The 19,379-nt window shown below is 43.4% G+C and carries 12 protein-coding genes; 7 read left to right on the top strand and 5 right to left on the bottom strand.

Going from position 1 to position 19,379, the window contains the following annotated elements:
- Positions 1 to 145: 145 nt before the first annotated feature.
- Positions 146 to 1,189 (top strand): polysaccharide lyase family 7 protein, encoded by a 1,044-nt coding sequence (locus R8O10_RS08460; RefSeq protein ID WP_318191295.1) that lies wholly within the window; start codon positions 146 to 148, stop codon positions 1,187 to 1,189.
- A 228-nt stretch (positions 1,190 to 1,417) separates the two neighbouring features.
- Here R8O10_RS08460 and R8O10_RS08455 read toward each other — a convergent pair whose 3' ends face one another.
- Positions 1,418 to 3,163 carry a hypothetical protein gene (locus R8O10_RS08455; RefSeq protein WP_062730962.1) on the bottom strand — a complete coding sequence of 582 codons (1,746 nt, stop codon included), beginning with the start codon at positions 3,161 to 3,163 and terminating at the stop codon, positions 1,418 to 1,420.
- A gap of 568 nt (positions 3,164 to 3,731) precedes the next feature.
- Here R8O10_RS08455 and R8O10_RS08450 point away from each other — a divergent pair.
- Both R8O10_RS08450 and R8O10_RS08445 read left to right on the top strand, forming a co-directional pair.
- Positions 3,732 to 4,505 (top strand): oligogalacturonate-specific porin KdgM family protein, encoded by a 774-nt coding sequence (locus tag R8O10_RS08450; RefSeq protein ID WP_017634227.1) that lies wholly within the window; start codon positions 3,732 to 3,734, stop codon positions 4,503 to 4,505.
- A 76-nt stretch (positions 4,506 to 4,581) separates the two neighbouring features.
- Complete coding sequence (locus R8O10_RS08445) at positions 4,582 to 6,147, top strand: polysaccharide lyase family 7 protein (RefSeq protein ID WP_017821221.1); 1,566 nt, start codon at positions 4,582 to 4,584, stop codon at positions 6,145 to 6,147.
- Positions 6,148 to 6,619: 472 nt separating this feature from the next.
- On the opposite strand, the gene R8O10_RS08440 is transcribed toward R8O10_RS08445, so the two are convergent.
- From R8O10_RS08440 to R8O10_RS08430, 3 genes are all read right to left on the bottom strand, one after another.
- Positions 6,620 to 8,371, bottom strand: coding sequence for a polysaccharide lyase family 7 protein (locus tag R8O10_RS08440; protein ID WP_171342558.1), 1,752 nt, complete (start codon positions 8,369 to 8,371; stop codon positions 6,620 to 6,622).
- A gap of 321 nt (positions 8,372 to 8,692) precedes the next feature.
- Positions 8,693 to 10,858, bottom strand: coding sequence for a heparinase II/III family protein (locus R8O10_RS08435; RefSeq protein WP_318191294.1), 2,166 nt, complete (start codon positions 10,856 to 10,858; stop codon positions 8,693 to 8,695).
- A 2-nt stretch (positions 10,859 to 10,860) separates the two neighbouring features.
- Positions 10,861 to 13,026, bottom strand: a complete 2,166-nt coding sequence (locus R8O10_RS08430) for a heparinase II/III family protein (RefSeq protein ID WP_318191293.1) — start codon at positions 13,024 to 13,026, stop codon at positions 10,861 to 10,863.
- Positions 13,027 to 13,447: 421 nt separating this feature from the next.
- Between R8O10_RS08430 and R8O10_RS08425 the strand changes: the two genes are divergently transcribed.
- The 4 genes from R8O10_RS08425 to R8O10_RS08410 all read left to right on the top strand — a co-directional run bounded on the left by R8O10_RS08425 (position 13,448) and on the right by R8O10_RS08410 (position 17,758).
- A complete protein-coding gene (locus R8O10_RS08425; protein ID WP_005450851.1) occupies positions 13,448 to 13,783 on the top strand; it encodes a cupin domain-containing protein in 336 nt (111 codons plus the stop codon).
- 34 nt (positions 13,784 to 13,817) lie between these two features.
- Complete coding sequence (locus tag R8O10_RS08420) at positions 13,818 to 14,750, top strand: sugar kinase (protein ID WP_005437155.1); 933 nt, start codon at positions 13,818 to 13,820, stop codon at positions 14,748 to 14,750.
- Positions 14,751 to 14,828: 78 nt separating this feature from the next.
- Positions 14,829 to 15,452, top strand: a complete 624-nt coding sequence (locus R8O10_RS08415) for a bifunctional 4-hydroxy-2-oxoglutarate aldolase/2-dehydro-3-deoxy-phosphogluconate aldolase (RefSeq protein WP_318191292.1) — start codon at positions 14,829 to 14,831, stop codon at positions 15,450 to 15,452.
- A gap of 548 nt (positions 15,453 to 16,000) precedes the next feature.
- On the top strand, positions 16,001 to 17,758 hold the full coding sequence (locus tag R8O10_RS08410; protein ID WP_318191291.1) for a sodium:solute symporter family protein: 1,758 nt from the start codon (positions 16,001 to 16,003) through the stop codon (positions 17,756 to 17,758).
- 491 nt (positions 17,759 to 18,249) lie between these two features.
- Here R8O10_RS08410 and R8O10_RS08405 read toward each other — a convergent pair whose 3' ends face one another.
- Complete coding sequence (locus R8O10_RS08405) at positions 18,250 to 19,146, bottom strand: NAD(P)-dependent oxidoreductase (RefSeq protein WP_372051950.1); 897 nt, start codon at positions 19,144 to 19,146, stop codon at positions 18,250 to 18,252.
- Positions 19,147 to 19,379: the final 233 nt, after the last annotated feature.

The raw sequence follows: 19,379 nt of genomic DNA, 5'->3' as shown, positions 1-19,379 counted from the left end.
GAGGAGTATGTCTAGCTTATCATTTTGGGGTTTATCGAGTTTATAAATTGTGATCAATAGAGCACATCATAACTTCTTTCCTCGAATCATTCCGTTGCAAACCTTATTATATGTATGACAATATTACATATGATAAGGTTTGAACATGAAACTCAATCTACTCGTAGCCGCAATGGCTGTTACCTTACCAACTCTTGCTATCGCTTCTGATTTAAATAATGGCGTTGATTATCCAGTCCCTGCCGATAAATTTGATATGCGAAACTGGAATATCACTATTCCTTCCGATATCAATGAAGACGGAAAAGTGGACGAAATCGAGGGTGTGGCGATGCTGAGTTATTCACACAAAGACTTCTTCTTCTTGAACGAAGAAGGCAACTTGGTGTTTGAAGTGCAGAATAAAGCGGTAACGACAAAAAACTCGAAGAATGCTCGCTCTGAACTACGTGAAATGCCTCGTGGCGCTGACTTTTCTATTCAAACCGATGATTTAGCAAACCATTGGGCTTTATCGAGCCACCCTCAGGCTGCTAAACACAGTCGCGTAGGTGGAACGTTGGAAGCGACCTTGAAAGTGAACCATGTTTCTGAACACGCCAAATTTCCAGAAAAAGGGCCTGCTCATTCTGTTGTTGTCGGTCAAATCCACGCGAAAAAAATTGATGCAAGAATAAAAGAGGGTAAAGGCTATGGACATGGAAATGAACCCATTAAAATCTTCTATAAAAAATTCCCAGAACACAAAATGGGCTCTGTATTTTGGAACTACGAGCGTAACCTAGCGAAGGAAGATCCAAATCGTATTGATATTGCATATCCAGTATGGGGAAATACTTGGGATAACCTTGAAGAACCAGGCCAAGCAGGTATCGCTCTTGGTGAAGAGTTCAGCTACAAGATAGAAGTTCAAGGAACTATGATGAACTTGACGTTTGAAACAGAACGCCACGAGACAGTGACTTATTCCATAGATCTCAGTAAGGGGATTGATAGTAAGGACTTTGAGCATGGCTACGCAGAAGACATGTTCTATTTTAAAGCAGGAGCTTATGGTCAATGTAGCGTCAGTGAGTCTCACCCTGTGTGGGGTACAGGATGTGCGGGCACCGGTGATTTTTCAGTCGACAAGAAAAACGGTGACTATAACAGCGTGACATTTTCTAAGCTCAAGCTAAATCAAAATTGAAACTAATAGAAAGCTAAGAGCTACTCGATTTCTACTTAAGCCTCATCGATTTGATGAGGCTTTTGTTTTCAGTGGAATTCTTTAAAAGGTAAGAAACAAGATAGAGCAAGCAATCACTGGGACTGGCTTGAATTTAGAGTATTGTGTTGAATTTTGTTCTTCTGAAGAGGTAAAAAAATAAAGCCAGGCTCGAAAGCCTGGCCTAGTATCAAGTGCTACAAAATAACACTAGAGTTGCTTTGAATCGATGTTATCGAAATATGCTTTTGTTGAAGCACCACTTGTGTCCCCTACATAAATAGTCAGTTGTGATGGTGTATTCGTTGCGTCTAAGCCTGTTTCGGACTGACTTGGCGCATCAACCGTTTTTCCATTAATAGAAACGTTAATCTCATCACCATCCCAAGCTAGGGACATTGAGTTCCAAGCGTCAGTCGTAATAGTGCCTATTTCTACGTCATCTGATCCTGCTTCGGCTTCAACTTTACCACTGCCCGAAATTCTCAATTCGTAGTAACGATCTGAGTTGTTTTTACCTGAGCCAACATTAATGTATGTAGTTTTTTCGTTGTCTGACGGAATGTAAACATCGAATGACACGCTACCGTTTGATGTTGCTCCGTTTGAAAACTCGCGCGTAACGTATGGTTTGTTGGTCGTATCTGTGTCGGATATTAGCAGAGAGTTAGTGCCGCTCTTTGATACGTCATCACTTACTACAGCCACGGAGGTCAAGGTGGAGGAGTCATCAGCAACCGTATTGTATTCTTTCCAACTAGAGTTTGCTGAACTGATATTTGTTCCTACTGGGTATGAGTCAAAGTTTTCACTCACGTCTTCTGACGGTTTATCAGGATTAGAACTTCCGTCTGAAATGACAACCGCTTCGCTTGATGCACTGTTGTAAATTGTCGCAAGGTCTAAGCCTGGAATGTAGTTGTCAAAATCCTCTTCTAGAACCAACACTTCAGAGCCCGAATCACTAGAGTAAATCTTCAAGTTGTCTGCATTTAATTCAAAGTTTGTAGTGTTGCCATTATCACCTAGTCTCAGTGATACATAAGTTACAGCGGTGCCATCAGCGACAGGTAACATTTCACCTATTTGTTTACCGTTAACCGAAAAAGAGAAGAAGTTTTCTATCCAACTGACTTCTATCGCGAGGTTTTCACCTAACTCAAACGTGTCGCCTGTTTCCGTCAAGTTTCCACTTGCATCGCGGTATTTGATTTTGCCGTTTTCAAATGCCACTTCGCCATGCAAGTTGGAATTCGAGGTTTTTGCTGCATAAAATGAGATGTAAGCATTGTCACCAGAACCGTCGGCTTCCTGTTCTGTTTCTTCATGATGCTGGTAAGTTAGATCTACAGTTAGTCGGCCTGTTGAAATTTCTGAAACACTCGTTGAATCAGACAGCTTGATTCGTAACTCACCGGTGTCTTCTTCTGTTCCACCTTTATTGGTATCCAAAATTTGTACGACGTTGTTATCGCCAGCGTCATTATTTGCCGCTGCAACTGCATCTTTCACCGCATCGTTTTCTGATTCATCGTTACCGGTGAAGTTTCCGTCATTTGTTCCTGAAATGGTTAACATGCCGTTTGAAACTTCATAAGTCCCTGTTAACTCGGTAGGGTTACCTAGATCGCTCTCGTCATAAAGGTTGAATGTAAGCGTCTCTGTATCTTTATCTTCGGTATAAGTTGAAGTGTAGATTGTGTAAGTACCGAAGTTATCATCATCGCTATAATACTTTTGCGTACCGTCTTCAAAGACATAGACGTTTGGCAGGTCGTGCTCATCATCGGATTTCGCCACAGTGGCTGGTGTTGAAATATCCCACATACCTTGGCTCAACTCAGACTCAGTTTCTGTTGGTGGGGGAGCCGATGGTGCATCCCTTAAATCAGTGTTACATCCGGTTAACAAACCTGTGGAAATAGCAATTGCTGCTGCAATTTTTGTTACTTGCATGGTAGGTACTCACTTCCATGTGTTTTTATTTATGTAATATTGTTAGACAAATAATTTCTGTCATCTAGATGGTTTTATCAATAGAATGATCCGACTCACACTAGATACAATGATTGCTCACTGAAGTGATGAATAAGTCACACAAAATAGTTGAATATCAACATCAATAAGAGCTGAACGTTTATGAGGTTGAGGGCTTTCTTTATAGAGAAACAGCAAAAACTAAAGGTGATTTAGGAAAGAAATTTGATTTTACATCAAGATTTTTTATTTTAAGTCATTGAATTTATTGTTGTTTATATTTTTAATCTTCTTATTTATCATATGAAACGAGTTAAAACATTTCTCTGTAAGTGATGTCTACAAAGGTCGTTTTAGAATCAGACATAGCTAACACTTTTGAATATATAATAATACAAATTGTCAGTTGAGGGGCACTTACATGATTAATATCACAGAACTCTCATGATGAATTAACTAGTATTTGTCATACATTAATTCAATAGTGTTGAATCAAATCCAGGGATTTAAGTGGTATCCCAAAAAATATATACAGAGAGATATAATCATGAAAGCAGTTACAACAATGTCCCTATTCGTTGCTTCCACATTAATGGCGGGAGCGGTTTCCGCAGCAACTTTAGACTATCGCGCAGAATATAAGCATGAGAGTGAAACTTATGCCCAACGTATCAAAATTAGTGGTAGTTCTAAAATTAACGATCAGACCAAACTGAACTTTGGTGTTGAACAAAAATTCCATAGTTACGACAACTCGCATTTTTGGGATCAACTCGTTGCTGGTGATTCTGAGTTTGATTGGGGAGTTCGCTACCAAATAAATAAACAATGGTTTATCCAACCAGGGATGCCTATTACTTTTGGCGATGATGACGAAAAAACCACTTATAAACCACAAGTTCGTGTTGGTTACAAATCCTCTTTTGGCTTAAGTACCGCTTTACGTTACCGACACGAATTTCAAGTTTATTCAGATGGTGCAGGTAACAAAACACTAACGGATGGTACTTCGGTAAGCGTTGCTGGGAAAACAGTTGAACAAGGTAAGTGGACACTGACAGGCTCTTACGATATGCGTCAGTTTGATAACGAGTACCTTGATAACGTCAAGCTGAGCTATGAGATCAACTACAACAAAAACTATGACGAAGTGCGTTTATCTGATTGGAAAGATTCTGAGTGGGATGCTGGTTTAATTGTTGGTTACCAAATGGGAGATTTCCGTCCTTACTTTGAATTGTGGAATGTCAAAGGTAAGGATGGTTCAACCACGGATGACCGTCAATTGAGAACACGCCTTGGCCTTAAATACAGCTTTTAACCCGAGTGTTATTGCCTAATTGTTGTTACAGCAAAAGAGCTGTTAATTCATTTTTATATTGTAGGTGTTAGATTACATGAAGCATATTTTCTTCAAAAGCTTGTTAGCTTCTTCTATTTTACTTGCTGTGGGCTGTAATAGTACGGCGACCATGGTAGATCCATTTCCAAACAACCAAGAAACTGGTGCTGATATTCTGACTCCCGTTACGATAACGGCGAGTAGTCATGATGGTAATGTTCCAGAGCAGTTGTTTGACCAAGATATTATGACACGTTGGTCAGCAAATGGTGATGGTGAGTGGGCGATGTTGGATTACGGCTCGGTTTATGAGTTCGACGCAATTCAAGCCTCGTTCAGCAAAGGTAACGAACGCGTCAGCAAATTTGATGTTCAGTTTAGTACTGATGGTGAAAACTGGGTGACGGTTATTGAGGGTGCGCAAAGCTCTGGTCGCGCACTTGGCTTAGAGCGCTTCCAGTTTGAGCCTGCAGTAAAAGCACGCTATGTTCGTTACGTTGGCCACGGTAATAGCAAAAACCAATGGAACTCAGTTACTGAGTTAGCGGCAGTTAATTGCGGAATTAATGCCTGTCCGGCAAGTCACATCATTACTGATGACGTCGTTAACGCTGAAGCGGCTATGATTGCGCAAATGAAAGCGGAGCAAAAGGCACAAAAGGATTTACTCAAAAAGAATCGTAAAGGCGACTTTGGAGCACCAATCGTCCGTCCTTGTGAAACGACTGTGACGTGTGATCTTTCTAAAGCGATGCCTTACCCTACGTTACCGAAAGAGCCACTCGCGACAAATGCACCGGGTGAAAACTTTGACTTAACACGTTGGAAACTGACGACACCTTTCGACCATGACAAAGATGGTCGTGCTGATGATATTGATGAGTGGGACTTGGCTAACGGCTTCCAACACTCTGATATATTCTACACAGCAGATGATGGCGGAATGGTATTCAAGAGCTATGTGAAAGGCGCTCGAACTTCTGAAAACACTAAATACGCGCGAACTGAGTTACGTACCATGCTTCGTGCTGGTGATAAGTCTTATAGCACAAAAGGTGTAAATCCTAATAACTGGGTATTCAGTTCTGCACCAGTTGAAGATCAAAAAGAAGCGGGTGGTGTAGACGGTACGCTTGAAGCTACTCTGAAGATTGACCATGCAACCACAACTGGTCAGTCGCATGAAGTTGGCCGCTTTATTATCGGCCAGATTCATGACAAAGATGATGAGCCAATTCGTCTTTATTATCGTAAGCTACCAGACCAACCAACAGGTACAGTTTACTTTGCTCACGAAAAAACCAAAACTGGAACAGAGGATTACTACAGCTTAGTGGGTGATATGACTGGTGAAATCGGTGACGATGGCATCGCGCTAGGTGAAAAATTCAGCTACATCATTGATGTGAAAGGCAACACAATGACAGTTACGGTAAAACGTGATGGTAAAGATGATGTTGTTCAAGTCGTAGATATGAGTGACAGTGGCTATGACGAAGGTGGCAGATATATGTACTTTAAAGCCGGTGTCTATAACCAGAATATGTACGGTAATCCAGATGATTACGCACAAGCTACTTTCTATAAATTAAAACAATCTTTTGGTAAGTACCAAGGCTAGTTCTATCACTTTTAGTTGATTGAAGTCCTTTGCCCTCAGCTTTGTAGCTGAGGGCTTTTTCTTTCTATAGAAGAATAAAACAGCTCAAATGTTATTTTAATTGACATAGATAAATTAATTTAAAAATTTATCACCATAGATAGGTAATAATTATTGATTGCTTTTATCTTCTGACAATGTTTATTTTTAAGTGCTAATGTATATTAGAGTAGTTTAATTGGTTAAATTTAAAATAACTCAGCGTTAGGGTAGATAAATATCTCACGAAACTATAGACGCTGTTTTTAAGCTGCCTAAGTGGAGGTTGATTTATATATTTATCGTAGAAGGAAACACTATGCGTGAAGCGAGTTGAATTGTGGTGTTCTAAAAGAAGAGGCCACGAGAAAATAAATTTCCCGTGGCGGGAGTATGAGCTTTGTTCGTTGCTTTAGAGCAAAGTAGCAAGCCTATTGCTAAGAGATTGAAATGACTATTGATGAAGAGTGCTCAAAACACTAAAGCTCACATCAAAGATTTCTCCTCGATATGCATTATCAGGTTTAAACTGAGGGTAAATTCCGGCTTTGAAGTAAAACGCAATATCAGGCGACGCCCATCTTTCAGTAAGAGTATAGGACTTGTTGTTAGCGGTGTCTGAGTATGCTTCTCCCCACTTCAGTGTGTGCGAGACCATATTACTGCCATCTGCATCGTAGGTGGCTAAAAACAGTCCTTCCTTATCGGCACGGATCGTATATTGCCAGTCTTCGTTTACCGCGTAGGTACCAAGCTTAACGCTGAATGCGTTACAATCAGTACAGTCTTTGTTGTTATCAAGTTTGTAGTTATCGTTCAGAATAACTCGGACTGGCTTATTCTCACCTTCCCAAAGTAGCTTTACGAGTGCTTGGCTGATTTTCCAACCATGTATCTGGCCTACCACGACTTTTGGTAATTGACCGTCGATTTTAGGGTATTCGTTGATTCTTAGTGTTGCGTTTAGCGTATGCGAAGTTGCACCGGTACGACTATCTTCAATATACCAACTTGTCTCTTCATCGCTGGTGCTGCAATCCGGGGAGTTAGTACTGATGTAGAGCTCTCGCAATTCTGAACGGATGTAACTGGAGTTGGCCGTTGACGTGCCGTAACCCATATCGGCGCGGAAATGCATGCTACCGTCAATAACATTGAAGTATGATAAATCAATCTCGCGTTGGTAAACGCTCTCTTCGTTAGACAGAAGATCTTTACTTGAATTACAACGCTCAGGCTCTAATTCAGCCGCGCTGTCACCGCCAAAACCATACCAATCATTTTTGCTTGCAGGAATGGTTAATTTCCAATCGTCAATATTCCAAGCTATTGAATCAGTATGGTCAGTTTTGGTTAGTCCTAACTGCTTAAATTGTACCTTTGCTTCACCGTTTTCAAACTGGTTATAAACTCCGGCTTTAAAGTAGCTCAGGAGGTGCTGCCAGTAGGATACATCTACATTTACCTTTTGCTCATCGTTCACTTTAATGGTTAATGTGTTTTCTCCGATTTTTACTTCGAATCGCGTGAATGCGTTGAGATCGGCTTTTCCTAAATCATAACGATCGTATGATGTTGCATAACAATCTGATGCGCTAGAAGGTAGACTGCAATCTATGGCATTGTTCTTTACTACCGCCCAGTAATGACCAGTGATACTGTTTCGTTCTTGTTCCCAAACGATTCGTAACAAAGGGTGTGGGATAGCACCTGTACCAGAAGTATCTGTGCCTTTGTTATGAATTTGCAGGAAAGTGACTTCATCATGGTTTGCAGGGGAGCTAGCCATTGCAAGGTTAATCTCTGGTAATCGAACATCTGCATACAAAGTTCTAAAGACGCCTTGTTCTGAAATGTTGAAGTTTTCTCGCTCACGAACTTCTGAGCGCATTTTGTAGTTCGACATTTTAAAGACAAGGTAATTGGAATCCTTTTCTGCGTAAAAGTGGTCACTCTTATAATCCGAGAATGCTCCATTTTTGACGTCACTGGTTTTATTTCCCTCCTTCCCATCGGGATCTGATACTTGTAAATCTGAATTTCTCAATATGTTTTGAAATTTTGCTATTGAGTATGGTGCTACATGCTCTTGGTGTGGAATATTTGGTTTATCATCTTGCCTTGTAGGGGAGGTATTTCCTCCACATCCTATTAATCCAAGCCCAGAGAAGCTTATTAGAAGCAATTTAGTTGATTTTATAAACACAGTAGTAAGCCTCTTACACTATTTAATATTTGTAATACAATATCATTTTAGTGTTGTTGGGGAGTAGTTTAGTCATAAGTTAAATAGTAAAAGTGTTAATTAAATCTCAGAAGAGTTCTATATGTATAAGTGGTGTCTTTGATAAGGCGTAAGGTTAAGTTATGTCTGTTTTTCTATGAGTTATTAACGGTTTTACTATGATTAAACGCTAATTGATAAGCTCATGTAGAGTCATGTAAACAATCAAAAAAAGCCGAACATGACGTCCGGCTTTGAATTAGTTCCCGATTTTTATATTAATTTTTAGTGACTAGCTAAAGATTAAATTTGTGCGAATACGCCTTCCCAAGTGTAAGCCACACCGTCGAATTCAACGCGATGTGCCGCGTTTTGCTTGTCTTCGTCTAGATTGCAGATAGCGAAGTGGTAAGCGTTGCCTGTTGTGGTTTGCAGACGAATCACGGTGCCCACTTCGTTGTTGCCAACGACGGTTACTGAGTCTACTAGGCCACGAGCGCCAACCGATGCTTCAATAGACTCGTTGAAGTAACCGTGTGTCTCTAGCACAGAAGCAAACACGTGGTTCTGACCAGATTGACGTAGGATCAGTGCAGGCTCGCTCTTCAAGTTGAAGTCTGGATCATTTGCGCCAGTGCGAGTGAAGAACACTTTGCCGCCGTTTGTTGCGCTTGTGATTAGCGAGTAGTAACTGTTGTCGTGCAACCAACTAACAAGCGAGCTGCCTTGAACTTGGCCTGAACCTACATTCCATAGATGTTGGTAGCCGTTGTCTTCGCCCATTGGGCGTAGCGTGCTTTCTACATCGTATTCAAAATCCGTACGGATGATTTGACCAGAGTAGTGCACCGGCAGGTCGTATTGGTGCTCTTGATCTGCTTCGATGCGGTAAACATCAATCACAAGTGGTTTTTCGAATTCTGGCAATTCAGCAAGAATGATGCTGCGCTGCATGTCTACACCGTTGTAGTAACCAGAAATACGACCGCTCATGCCTTGCAGCTTTTCGTCATCAGCTTTGAAGAAGTGCTTAGAGCCGAACTTGGTTTCTGCTAGGGCTGTGTCGAAGTTGTTTTGCGTCTTTTGGTCAACTGTTACTGTGTTGTGCGCGACTGTCTGCTTACAGTAAGACTTGTTCTCTGGAATGTAACGACCGCCAAATTTAGGCTCAACGTTTACCCAGCGACCAAAGCCGTAATCGTGCAGCACTTCATGACTGCGGTTAAACACGCTCAGGTGAAGACCATCGTAGTGACCGTGGTCTAGCGCTGAGTGGTACTGGTGATCGCTGCCGTGTTGACCAAACCAGATAAGCGCCATCGTATCGTCGTCTTGCTCGTCACGGTGACGAAGAATGCTTACGCCGCCTTTTTCGCCTTCTGGGCCGTCTGTTACGAATAGGCTACCCCAGTTGAATGGTTTGATGTTGTCTGCTGCGGCAACCGCGTCAGACAATGTTTTACCTGAGATATGAACCCAAACGTCTTGCTGGTGGTCTGCCATGCCAAGTAGCGTTTCAGACTGCTCGTAACGGTGGAAACATACTGACGTAGCCATGATTACGCCTTCATCGTTAATCGAAATCGTCTTCGATGAATCGTTCAGTGCAGGCAAAGTACCATCTGGGAATGCTGTCTTGAATACGGCGTAAGACGTGGTCTTGATTACCGAGTCGTTGAACTCGTAAATACCAAGCTCAGGCTGACGACGCTCAATCGCTTCTGCGAACAGGTAGATTGGACGCAGCGAGAAACGGTGGTAGTAAGGACCTTCCATGTAGTAGCCATCTGGCGAGAACAGTTGGTCTAGCTGAGCTAGGAAGCCGCCGCTCACTTTGTCCAGTTTCAAGCCGTAAAGCGCTTTGTCTACCGCATCTTGATCGTTAATTGCGTAACCACAGATACCTACAGCTGCTACTGCCCATAGACCGTGGTTGTGTACGATGTCAAAGTCGTGACCGTAAGTGACCACGAACAGCTCAATCATTTGTTTGAACAGGTCGTTTTCAATCAGTGTTTTTTGCTCTTCTTCCAACGTGTGGTAAATGCAGCTGTACGCACAAGACGCGTATAGCATCCACATGTTCTCGTTCAGAGTTTGGTGGAAGATCTTACCCGGAGGGTTAGAGTCACGGCTGGTGTTGCTCTCTAGCGTCGGGTAAACCTTCGCATAAGCCGTTAGCATATCAACGATGTAATCGCGGTACTTCTGCTCACCAGTGATAAGGAATAGGCGACCCGCTAGATCGATGTGAATGTAGTTTTGCTTGTGACGGTTGTGCTCGTAACCGCCACCTTCGCCGTGACCTGGAACTTCAATACCCACCTCGGCCATGTAAGCGTCAGTTTGTTTGATGTCACGTGCTAATGCATTTCCTAATAGGCTATCCGTGCCAAGTGCTTTGCTTAGTTCTGCCGCTTCTTCAAAGTTCATTAATAGCGGTTGGTAAGACTGGGTTTGGTAGCTCATTATTATTTCTCCTGCCCGAATGCGTTTACTTCTAGAGAGTAGAAGCCATTCCAGCTGTAGGTTTTACCGTTCAATTCTACTTGGTGTGGGGTTTGGTCGTCAGCGCCTAGCACATTGCTGATCATCACAGTAACCAGTGATTTTTCAGTCGTGATTTCTACGATGCTGCCAACGGCGTTGTAACCCACGACGCGGATATCTTTCACCTGACCACGAGCATTCACCGACTGCTCAAACTCTTCGTTGAAGTAGCCGTGTGTTTCTAGCACAGAAGCAAATAGCGTCGATTCGCCCTTGCTGCGTAGAATGAATGCCGGTTCGCTACGTAGGTTAAAGCTTGGGTCATTGGCGCCAGTGCGAGTGAAGATCACTTCATTATCGCCGTTCTGTTTCGTGCTGCTGCTTGTGCCTAACCAAGTGTAGTAGGTGTTGTTTTGTAGCCAGCTAACCAGCGCCGTATCTTGCACTTTGCCGCTCGCTACTTTCCAAAGGTGTTGGTAACCGAAGTCATCGCCAAGCGTGTTCAGTTCACCAAAGCTTTGGTAATCAAAGTTAGTACGTACGATTTGACCATCGTATTGATGAGAGTAGTCGTACTGATGTTCGTCTTCACCTTCGATGCGGTAAAGGTCTAGCAATAGCGGTGCTTCAAGCTCATCGAGGTTAAGCATGAACACACTGCGCTGCATGTCTGTGTTCGGGTAATGGTCGTTCGCAAACGCGCTCATACCGTTGATTTCAGTGCCTTCTACTTTGAAGAAGTGAGGCAAACCGTGCACTGAATCAGCGCGGTCTACATCGAAACCGTTCTGACATTGCTCATCAATCGTTACCGCGTTGTGCGCGATAGTTTGACGTGCGTACGATTTGTTTTCGTCTAGGTAACGACCGCCGAATTTAGGCTCAACGTTTACCCAGCGACAGAAGCCGTATTCACGCAGCACTTCTTGACCACGGTTGAAGAAGGTAATGCCAAGCGTATCAAAGTTACCATGTCCCATGCCGTGTTGACCGTAGTTCATCACAAGCTGTGACACATCACCGGTTTTATCCTGCATACGGATAAAGCCTTGTGCTCCGTTGTTACCAGTTGGACCTTCGTTGAGCTCCACACTTGGCCAGAAAGGCATGCCGATTTCACGGTCTGCGATAGCTTTATCGTAAGCTTGAGAAAGCTCAAGACCACATGGGTGCATCCAAACGGCGTTTTGAATCTTCGCCATGCCTAGGATGTTGTCATCCATACCGTAGTGTTTGCTGTAAACGCTCACTGCAACTTGAACACCCATGTCGGTAATGCTCATGGTACGAGATGCATCGTTTAGGGCAGGGAACTCACCATTCGGGTAAGCCGTTGCCAGCATCGCTTGTACTGTGTTGCCAATCACTTTGTCTTTGTAGTTGTAGATGTCTACTTCAGGCATGTGACGGTGTACTACTTCTGCAAATACACAAGTTGGACGAATCGCATAACGATGGTAGTACGGACCTTCCATGTAGTAACCAGAAGGGGCGAACAGCTGTGAGATTTGCGCTAGGAAGCCGCCAGTATCATCACGGTCTTGACCGTATACCGACATCTCTAGGTATTCAGGTTTACCAATAGCTAGGCCACAAATACCAACAGCTGCAACTGCCCAGATGCCGTGGTTGTGAATACGGTCGAAGTCGTGCGCGTATTTCACTGTGAACATGTCTAGCATTGGTTCGAAAATTCGCTCAACAACGGCTGTGCGCTCTTCTTCTGTCATCACTGATGCCACGCAAGAGTAAGCAAGGCTAGTAAACATTAACCAACAGTGTTCATTAAGGATCTGGTGGAAAAGACGACCTGTTGGGTTAGTGTTTTTCTGTACGTGGAAATCAAAGGTGAGGTACTTCTCTGCGTAAATAGCGAGAAGCTCTTTAACGAACTGCGCGTACTTTTCTTCTTGAGTGATCAAGAACAAACGACCCGCTAAGTTCATGTAGGTATAGTTTTGTTTGTGGCGGTTGTGCTCGTAGCCACCCGCTTCGCCGTGACCTGGCACGTCTAGAGGCAGACGCATGAAGGCTTCAAGTTCCTTGCGATTCGCTTCAATGGATTTGCCCATTAAGCTCGGCTTTCCGACTTCCTTTCTTAGTAGTTCGACTTCTGCTTCAGTCAACAAAATCGGTTGTGTAGTCATTTCTTTACCACCCTCAGATGAAGTGTGTTGTTTTCTTAAACTTTCTATAAAGTAATACAATATTAGATTTGGGTGTAGTTTTTGTGGCAAAAAGGGAGAGTGAAATCACGCGAATTTAGCTAACCTATTGATTTATATTGTTGTGGCAATCCTTGTTGTGACTGATGTTTCGGCGTTATCAATCGTTAAGTGGAATGCTTTAACGAGCACCGTTTGATGAATATCACATATTTTTAGATATATTGTATTACAATTAAAACAGATCGGATATGCTCGTTACCAATTCGACAGCAGACCCTTTCGCTTTGCGTTTCACTTTTATCAATACGACGCTTTTTTAAGAGAATCTTTTAATAAAAGCATGGTTAAGAATGAAGTGCCGTAGGGTTCGCTTTAATAGAGACTTTTTAGGAGTATGACGATGAATTCTTTCTTTGTATTAGATGAGAACCCGTGGGAAGAGCTAGGCGGCGGTATCAAGCGTAAAATTGTTGCTTACACAGATGACCTAATGGCGGTTCACCTATGTTTTGATAAAGGTGCGATTGGCGCTCCACATACTCACGAGATTCACGATCAAATCGGTTACGTAGTACGTGGCAGCTTTGAAGCAGAAATCGAAGGCGAGAAGAAAGTACTGAAAGAAGGCGATGCATACTTTGCTCGTAAGCACATGATGCACGGTGCGGTTGCACTAGAGCAAGACAGCATTCTTCTAGACATCTTCAACCCAGCTCGTGAAGACTTCTTAAAATAATCTATAGCGCAACCTCAGTTGCTAAGGTGACAACATGAAATCATTAAACATCGCGGTCATTGGCGAATGTATGGTTGAGCTACAGAAAAAGGAAGGTCAGCTAAAGCAGTCATTCGGTGGTGATACGTTGAATACCGCACTGTATTTATCTCGTTTGACCAAAGCTCACGATATTAAAACCAGCTATGTAACGGCTCTGGGTAACGATCCTTTTAGCCAAGAAATGCTATCAGCATGGCAAGAAGAGGGCATCGATACTAGTCTGGTTCTTTCCGTTAAAGAAAAGCAACCAGGTATCTACTACATCGAAACCGATGAAACTGGCGAACGTTACTTCCACTACTGGCGTAACGAAGCGGCCGCTAAGTTCCTATTCGAGCAAAACGAGTCTCCGCTATTAGTCGACAAACTTTACTCGTACGATGCGGTTTACTTGAGCGGTATTACATTAGCGATCCTTACTGAAGAAGGTAAGACGCAACTGTTTGGCTTCCTTGAGCGCTTCAAGGCACAAGGTGGTAAGGTTATTTTCGATAACAACTACCGTCCTAAATTGTGGGAAAGCCGCGAGAATGCCATGTCTTGGTACCTTAAGATCCTTAAGCACACAGATATCGCACTGCTCACATTTGAAGATGAGCAAATGCTTTACGGTGACGAGCATCTAGAACAGTGCATCGAGAGAACCTCTGCACTGGGCGTGGATGAAATCATCATCAAACGTGGTAGCAAAGATTGCTTGGTTGTGGCGAATGGCGAAGCGCAATACGTGGCGCCAAACAAAGTCGACAACGTGATTGATACAACAGCGGCTGGTGATTCTTTCAGTGCGGGCTTCTTGGCGAAGCGTTTGACTGGCGGCAATGCTGCGGAATCGGCTTACTCTGGTCACTGTATGGCTGGTGCGGTAATTCAACATAAAGGTGCCATCATTCCACGTGAAGTGATGCCAGATCTTCCTTTGTAATTCTTTTGCGGAGCGTTGATTAATCGGCGCTCCGCAGTGATTTATTGAACTCAAGTTAACGACGACGAGTACACTCTTATGACGACATTAAACGAACAACTAGCAAACCTAAAAGTAATTCCTGTTATTGCCATCAACAAAGCAGAAGATGCGATTCCTCTAGTTCGCACTTTGGTTGAAAACGGTATGCCTTGCGCTGAAATCACGTTCCGCACAGAGTGTGCTGCAGAAGCGATTCGTGCTATGCGCGCTGAGTTCCCAGAAATGCTGATCGGTGCAGGTACTATCCTAACTAACGAGCAAGTTGACCAAGCAATCGAAGCTGGTGTGGACTTTATCGTAAGCCCTGGCTTTAACCCTCGCACGGTTCAATACTGCCTAGACAAAGGCGTGGCTATCGTACCTGGCGTAAACAACCCAAGCCTAGTTGAGCAAGCGATGGAAATGGGTCTGCGTACACTTAAGTTCTTCCCTGCTGAGCCATCTGGCGGCGTTGGTATGCTTAAAGCATTAACGGCGGTTTACCCAGTGAAATTCATGCCAACAGGTGGCGTGAGCCTAGGTAACGTAGACGAATACTTGTCTATCCCTTCAGTACTGGCATGTGGCGGTACTTGGATGGTGCCAACAAAACTTATCGATGAAGGTAAGTGGGATGAACTGGGTACACTGGTTCGCGACGCAGTAGCTCACGTAGCATAAGTGTCGTAACACCCCGATAAAACTAGCGAAAGAATGAAAAGCGAGCCTCAGGGTTCGCTTTTTTGTGTTTGAAAGTATGAAAGAGGCGAGATTGGAGAGTCGAGAAACGAGATTTTAGAGGTAGAAATAGAAAGCGTTGGATTTTCCTTGCGTCATCCTCGAGAGCGACGAAGGAGCGAGTCGGGGATCTTGCTTGTTACATTCATCTAAATCCCACTTTCTATCCAATTCCTTCGAAACATCTCATTACGTTTCCTTCAAAGAAATGCCGCGCATTTTTGATCTTCAGACAAAGCGCGAAGAAGAAAAATATTACATACTCTAATAAATTTCAATTAGATAATTTGTATTACAATATATTGAGGTATTCTGAGTGGCAATTATCTCCTAGAAAGCCATTGGTCTAAGAAATTAAGGGGTTTGACGTGTTTTTTTTCGTTGAATAACTTATGCTTTAGATCACAATTAAAGCTTATTGTAGTACAAATTGCGTTGTGAGGAGAGTAGTCTAGACGTTAGAAAATGATCAAACTTGAAAGGCTGAAAAAATGACTATTGATACTCTTGTTGTTCTTGCCTACTTCTTCTTCTTAGTTGCAATTGGTTGGATGTTCCGTAAGTTCACTACCTCGACCAGTGACTACTTCCGAGGGGGCGGTAAGATGTTATGGTGGATGGTAGGTGCTACCGCCTTCATGACGCAATTTTCAGCATGGACGTTTACAGGTGCCGCAGGACGCGCGTTCAACGACGGTTTCGTTGTTGTAATCCTATTCTTAGCCAACGCATTTGGCTACTTTATGAACTACCTCTATTTTGCTCCAAAGTTCCGCCAACTACGTGTAGTGACGGCGATTGAAGCAATTCGTCAACGTTTTGGTAAGACTTCAGAGCAGTTCTTCACTTGGGCTGGTATGCCAGACAGCTTGATCTCAGCCGGTATTTGGTTGAATGGTCTTGCGATTTTCGTGGCAGCGGTCTTCAACATTCCTATGGAAGCGACCATCATCGTTACGGGTTTAGTGCTAATGCTAATGGCGGTAACGGGCGGCTCTTGGGCAGTTGTTGCATCTGACTTTATGCAGATGCTGGTTATCATGGCAGTGACGATCACTTGTGCGGTGGCGGCATACTTCCATGGTGGCGGTATTGGCAACATTGTGTCGAACTTCCACGGCGACTTCATGCTGGGTAACAACCTGACCTACTTCAGTATCTTTATTCTTTGGGTTGTGTTCATCTTTGTTAAACAGTTCGGTGTCATGAACAACAGCATCAACGCTTACCGCTACTTATGTGCAAAAGACAGTGAAAACGCACGTAAAGCTGCAGGTCTTGCATGTGTGCTGATGATTGTTGGTCCTATCATCTGGTTCCTACCACCTTGGTACGTTGCGGCATTTATGCCTGATTTCGCAGAGCAATACGGCTCAGTAGGTGGTGATGCAGCATACCTAGCATTCGTACAAAACGTAATGCCAGCAGGTATGGTGGGTCTTCTGATGTCAGCAATGTTTGCGGCGACCATGTCTTCAATGGACTCTGGTCTTAACCGTAACGCGGGCATCTTTGTGATGAACTTCTACAGCCCGATTGTGCGTCCACAAGCGTCGCAAAAAGAACTGGTTATCGTGAGTAAAGCAACGACTATCGTGATGGGCTTCATCATCATTGGTATCGGTCTATTCATTAACTCACTACGTCACTTGAGCCTGTTCGATATCGTACTGAACGTCGGTGCATTAATTGGCTTCCCAATGCTGATTCCTGTACTACTTGGTATGTGGATTCGTAAGACGCCGGATTGGGCTGGTTGGGCAACACTGGTTGTTGGTGGCTTTGTTTCTTACATCTTCGGTATCTCACTACAAGCAGAAGATGTAGAGCGCCTATTCGGTCTAGAGCAAGCGTTTACAGGACGTGAGTGGGCAGACCTAAAAGTTGGCTTGAGCTTAGCGGCACACGTTATCTTCACCGGTGGTTTCTTCTTGCTGACAACGCGCTTCTACAAAGGTCTATCACCTGAACGTGAGAAAGAAGTGGACCAATTGTTCGAGAACTGGAATACGCCACTTGTGGCTGACAGCGAAGAGCAGCAGAACCTAGATACAAAACAGCGCGGCATGCTTGGTAAGCTTATCAGCGTAGCGGGCTTCGGTATCCTAGCTATGGCTCTAATTCCAAATGAACCATCTGGTCGACTACTGTTTATCTTGTGTGGTGCGATTGTTCTCTCGGTGGGTGTTCTATTGGTGAACGCAGCCCGAGGGCCTAAAAGCCCAAAGTTAGCTAACGCGAAAAGCTAACCAAAGTTAAAGACTCTCAATGAAAAATCCCGCGGTGTTAAAGCCGTGGGATTTTTTGATCAAGCTGACTGAGAAAGCGTGGCGCATCGTTTGTTGTTAGTCGTTGTATTGGGGAACTCCCAATAAGTTGAGACTATATTCACATTAGAATCGTCAGCCTAAAGCGAAAAAGCAACCTAACTTTCTTTGCACGCCGTGTTTACACTTTACACCCCAAACCTGATGCTTTGTCTATTTAAATAAATATGTGTGCCTTCTTAGCAAAGAAAAAGCATTAAATCAGACGTAGCTTTAATGAGGCTCACGCCAGAAATAGGAGAGAGGTTTTGAAGTGTTAGTGGAAAATATATAAGAGAATTGGAAGAGGCTGCCCTGCAAAACTTTAAAGGAGTGGCTAGGGTATCAAGGAGTGATGAGCGTCAGGGGAAGAGGAAAAACAAAAAAAGCCCAGCTACATTAGTAGCTGGGCTTTTAGTCACAACTGAGTGTGACTAAGCTTCTAGCTCTGCAAAGTAGTCGAAGATGACTGGAACGTCATTTTGACCAAGGCCTTTATCAACTGCTGCTTGTAGACTCTTAGAAGTGCCCTCTGCAATCAGGGAAGTTGTACCAAGCTCTTCGCATAGAGCAAGGAAGTAACCGAGGTCTTTGTTTGCGTTTGCGACAGAGAAGCCTAGTTTTTCTTCGCCATCTACGGCGTAAAACTTACAGAATTGCATAAATGGTGAGTTTGATGGTCCTGCAGACATGATGTCGAATAATTGTTGACCATCAACACCAGCACGTTTAGCAACAGCAAATGCCTGAGACATGGTTGCTACGGTTGTCATACCCATAAAGTTATTCACAAGCTTAGTTACGTGACCAGAGCCTAGTGCGCCAAGGTGGAATACGTTTTCACCTTGATCGTCCAGCACTGGCTTAACCTTATTGAATGTTTCGACGTCGCCTGCGGCCATGATGTTCAGTAAACCATCTTTTGCGTGGGCAGGTGTACGACCTAGAGGCGCATCAATCATACCAGCCCCTTTCTTAGCAAGGTCAGCGCCAATCTTCTTCGTTGAAGCTGGAATAGATGTACCGAAGTCGATGAGTGTTTTACCTTCTGACATGCCAGCTAGAACACCAGTGTCTCCGTAAACAACTTTTTCGACAACTTCAGATGTTGTTAGGCACAGCATCACGATATCACTTTTCTCTGCTAGTTCTTTACCTGAAGAAGCTTCAGAAGCGTTTCCACGAGCTAGTACTGCGTCAACAGCATCTTTATTGAGGTCCATTACAGCAACTTCGTAACCACGTTTCTGTAGGTTTTCAACCATGTTTCCGCCCATCAAGCCTAGGCCGATGAAACCAATGATAGGTTTAGTCATTTTAACTCCAAAAATACTATTGTATGATTATATTGCTTGTTGATAATCATAATGACTATTGTGGCTTTTGCAATTGAAAATTATGAGCATAGCGGGCTTGGGATGGATTTTTTCTAAAAGTGAGATGTAAGTAAGGTTTGTGAGGGTTTTATTCATCAGAGTATATAAGAAAAGCGGATTCATCACGCTTCCATTTTTATCGTGAACAAAGCCTTTAGGAGGCTTAAATAACGTAAAAAATAAAATTT

Origin of the sequence: Vibrio sp. 1727 (assembly GCF_033344415.1) — a bacterium.
GTDB classification, from domain to species: Bacteria; Pseudomonadota; Gammaproteobacteria; order Enterobacterales; family Vibrionaceae; genus Vibrio; species Vibrio alginolyticus.
The sequence above is the reverse complement of the archived record's forward strand: the minus strand, read 5'-3'. Positions and strand labels throughout refer to the sequence as shown.

Bases quoted from the DNA above. Each gene is read 5' to 3' on its own strand.
- R8O10_RS08430 (WP_318191293.1), bottom strand. From the start codon at position 13,026: ATGACTACACAACCGATTTTGTTGACTGAAGCAGAAGTCGAACTACTA.
- R8O10_RS08445 (WP_017821221.1), top strand. From the start codon at position 4,582: ATGAAGCATATTTTCTTCAAAAGCTTGTTAGCTTCTTCTATTTTACTT.
- R8O10_RS08425 (WP_005450851.1), top strand. From the start codon at position 13,448: ATGAATTCTTTCTTTGTATTAGATGAGAACCCGTGGGAAGAGCTAGGC.
- R8O10_RS08460 (WP_318191295.1), top strand. From the start codon at position 146: ATGAAACTCAATCTACTCGTAGCCGCAATGGCTGTTACCTTACCAACT.
- R8O10_RS08420 (WP_005437155.1), top strand. From the start codon at position 13,818: ATGAAATCATTAAACATCGCGGTCATTGGCGAATGTATGGTTGAGCTA.
- R8O10_RS08415 (WP_318191292.1), top strand. From the start codon at position 14,829: ATGACGACATTAAACGAACAACTAGCAAACCTAAAAGTAATTCCTGTT.
- R8O10_RS08410 (WP_318191291.1), top strand. From the start codon at position 16,001: ATGACTATTGATACTCTTGTTGTTCTTGCCTACTTCTTCTTCTTAGTT.
- R8O10_RS08455 (WP_062730962.1), bottom strand. From the start codon at position 3,163: ATGCAAGTAACAAAAATTGCAGCAGCAATTGCTATTTCCACAGGTTTG.
- R8O10_RS08435 (WP_318191294.1), bottom strand. From the start codon at position 10,858: ATGAGCTACCAAACCCAGTCTTACCAACCGCTATTAATGAACTTTGAA.
- R8O10_RS08450 (WP_017634227.1), top strand. From the start codon at position 3,732: ATGAAAGCAGTTACAACAATGTCCCTATTCGTTGCTTCCACATTAATG.